Source organism: Brachyspira hampsonii 30446 (assembly GCF_000316195.1).
Taxonomy (GTDB): Bacteria; Spirochaetota; Brachyspiria; order Brachyspirales; family Brachyspiraceae; genus Brachyspira; species Brachyspira hampsonii_C.
Genome location: NZ_JH994111.1, coordinates 1,243,778 through 1,247,354 on the forward strand (window position 1 = coordinate 1,243,778; position 3,577 = coordinate 1,247,354).

Consider the following 3,577-nt stretch of genomic DNA (forward strand, 5'->3'; position numbering starts at 1 on the left):
ATAATTATTCTATTTTTTATTATGTTCTGTTTATTATTTTATTGATTAAATCTCTTAAGAGTAAAGTTTTCATCTAATGTGAAATTTTTATATGTAATAGCCTTTGCAGCAATTTCACCTAAAACAGGTGCAAATTTGAAGCCATGACTAATACCGCCGAAAAATAATATATCATTATTTAAAAAATCTATAATGAAATCTTCATCAGGACTCATAGGATAACTGCATGATTTACCTTTTATAAATTTTCCTATATAAGGCATAAATTTTCTAGCATGCTCGCCTATTTCATCTTTATCATCTTCTATCTCTCCAAAATCAACCCTCTCTTCTCTTTTGTTGTAATATTGTCCTGTTAAGTTTTTACCTATTTTAAAACCATCTCCCGCATTAGGAAAACCATAATAATGATCTCCGTCTATTTCAAATGTAAAAGCAGGAAGTTTATCATAAGTATATACATCACTTTCCCACCAAGAAAATATTTTTCTTTTTTTGTATATAGGTATGCAAGGTAAAGGCATAATTTTTAATAATAAATTCAATATTTCATCTGAGTAAGTTCCTGCTGATAGAACTATTTTTTTTGTTTCAAACTCATAGTCTTTTGATATTATTATATAAGAGTCATTTGTTTTTTTTATCTCTTTTATTTCACTTCCGTAAAAAGTTTTTGCTCCGAATTTTACAGCTTCATTACTCGCTGTTATCACTGAATTATCACTATATACATAACCTGTATTTCTTTCATAAACGCCTAAAAAATCTTCTGGAACAAAAAAACTATATCTTTTTTCAATCTCTTTTCTATCTATAATTTCACAGTCTAAATTGTAATCTTTGGAGCTGCTTAATGTATTAATCATAAATTCAGAATCTTTATGACCTATATTAATAACTCCAATTCTTTCAAACATTTTTGTATTTGTCTCTGATTCAAATTCTCCCCATAAATCAAATGCTCTCTTTAACATTGGAATATATTTTTCACCTTCTCCATAAGCTATTCTAAATATTCTAGTATCGCCATGATATGAACCCTGATCATGAGAAGGAGCATATAAATCAATCATTGCTGTTTTTATATTTAACTTCGATAAATAATATGAAGCAAATGAACCTATTGTACCTATTCCAATTACACAAACATCAAATTTTTCCATGTATAACCTCTAAAAGTTTTTTATATATTAAACTATTTTTATAAATAGTAAAGCAGTTTAAATAAAAAAGAGGCAATTAAATTAATAATTACCTCTATATTTTTTACTATATTAAAACAATTATTATTAAAATATTGTTTTGTACTCGTCTTTTAAATAAGGTTTTATTTCTTCGCTTGGAATTAATACTTTAGTATCTCCCATAGCATAAGGTCCTATTTCATATATTCCCCAAGTAAATACTAAACCATTTTGTGCTATATAAAAATTGTTATTTTCTAATGAAAGTTCATTCAAATCAAAATATGAGTTTTCATCTCTTCCTTCTATTTTTAAGAGTTTATATTTTATCAAATTAAGTAAGTTTTCGTTTTTTAAGTCAGATATTAAATCTTCTATTTTTAATTTGTTTCCGTTTTCTAATGAATATACACTGTATATTGTAGCATAGTTTCCATGTGCTCCGCCTGTGTATGAATATATGAATTTATTTATTGAAATAAATTTTTCGCTTAAATAATTTATACCGTATTGGCTTAAATCTTCTGATGTGTTTGCTATATAACCAGAATTTACCCATTCATCATAAAAAGCATTCATTTTATTGCTTATTATATTTTCTTTTTCTAATAAAGCTCCTAAATCATTAAAAGAATCCGCATCAGTTATACCAAGATCTTTATTTATATCTATATTGATTTTGTTTATAATTTCTGAGTTATTTTCATTGTTCAATACAAATATAGCATTTTTGTATTCAAATATATTATCACTGTTAGGAGAAACATTTGTATATGAATATTCAATTATTCTTGCCCCTGTAATAGAACTTTTTACTGATTTGAAAGTTATTTCTTTATTATCTATTTTAGCATTAAATGGATACAATACACTTGGAATATTTCCTTCTAAAGTATTATTATCATAAGAAAATGCTGATATGCTTCCTTCATCAAGCTCCCCTATTCTTTCTACATTAAATGTTACTGAGTTTTGATTAGAGTCTGTATAAACAATAGTACCTAAATTATTTGTATTATATGTTAGAGCAGAACTTATATACTCTCCATTATCTGACATTAAATATACTGCTTCATAATCGTATAATTTTTCATTTTCAGACAGAGGTATATTAATATCTGTTTTTGTATTATTTGAAACTTTATTTGAATTGCTGCATGCAACTGCTAACAATAGACTTAAAATCATAACTTTAAAATTTGTTTTCATTTTTATCCTCTTTTTTCTTTTGTAAAATTAATACTTTAAAAAACAAGTATTTTATTTAATGTGTAAAATATTTATTAATTAGTTGATATGTAAAAATAAACCTATACTGCAATTTTGCATCGCGACATAGGTTTATTTTTTATATTTTATTTCTAAAATTGTCCCTCCATTTTCTAATAGGTATCCACCAAGCTATAGAATTTACAAGTCTATTAATTTTATTGTCTAGATATTCTATTTTATCATTTTTAACTTCACCTTTTTCTAGCATATCATAATAGTATGAAGAAATATTTGAAAATAATTTAACTAGATGACTCTTATAATGTTTAGAAAATATATTTTCTATATCAACTATATCTTTTAATTTTGGCAGATATTGCCAAGGTAAAGTTAGAAGATAGAAATAGTCAAACACATATTCCATAATATTTTCATCTAATATTACAGCTCCTATATTTCCAACATCTTTTATAGTTGACTCACTAATATTAAACTTTTTACCTTTTAAACAACTAAAAAGTACTCCATTAGTATATACATGTTCTAATCCAGGGTATATATGCATTGAAGTATCATGTAAAATTATAATACCGCCTTTTTTCATATATGGTAATATTATTAATAAATCAATAAATTCTCCAGGATTTATATGCATAGTATCTAATAAACATATATCTATATCATATCCTATTTCTTCTATAAACTTTGCTGCAGTAGCACCAGTATATAATTTCCATTTGTTTGTCATATTATTAAATTTTTCTTTTACAATCCATCCAACTTCTTTTGATGGATTCCTATAATATTTATCAGAATAATCTATAGAATATAAAAATGAATTATCTATATCATTTATGGCATTCAATATTATTGCTGAACTTCCTCCCGCTGATACACCTAATTCTAATATTTTTTTAGGTTTGTTCTGTCTTATTATTCCATTTAAAAATTTCCTATGCATTATAGTCATCTCACTTGCTGGAGCTTTTCCATAATGTGAATTTATAGAAGCACTAGTTTCATCTAAAATATAATTAATATTATCAACCATATTGTCTTCGTATGTTTCAGGTTTTGATATTATCATTTTTATCTCCTTTTTAATTTAAAAAATAAAAAGCCAGAGCATAAATTTATGCTCTGGCTATAAATATATTTATAAAGAAATATTTTATTTTGTT

Annotated in this window: 3 protein-coding genes; all 3 read right to left on the minus strand. The window is 24.9% G+C overall.

The genetic code is table 11. The features are described 5' to 3' along the window. Positions 1-38: 38 nt before the first annotated feature. The gene (solA, locus tag A966_RS10150) at positions 39-1,163 is read right to left on the minus strand and encodes an N-methyl-L-tryptophan oxidase (protein WP_008725215.1); all 1,125 of its coding nucleotides are present in this window, start codon (positions 1,161-1,163) and stop codon (positions 39-41) included. Positions 1,164-1,289: 126 nt separating this feature from the next. Then, complete coding sequence (locus tag A966_RS10155) at positions 1,290-2,393, minus strand: DUF3298 and DUF4163 domain-containing protein (RefSeq protein WP_008725217.1); 1,104 nt, start codon at positions 2,391-2,393, stop codon at positions 1,290-1,292. A gap of 139 nt (positions 2,394-2,532) precedes the next feature. Next, entirely contained in the window at positions 2,533-3,483 is a 951-nt protein-coding gene (locus A966_RS13155) for a class I SAM-dependent methyltransferase (protein ID WP_008725219.1), read from the minus strand. Positions 3,484-3,577 lie beyond the last annotated feature (94 nt).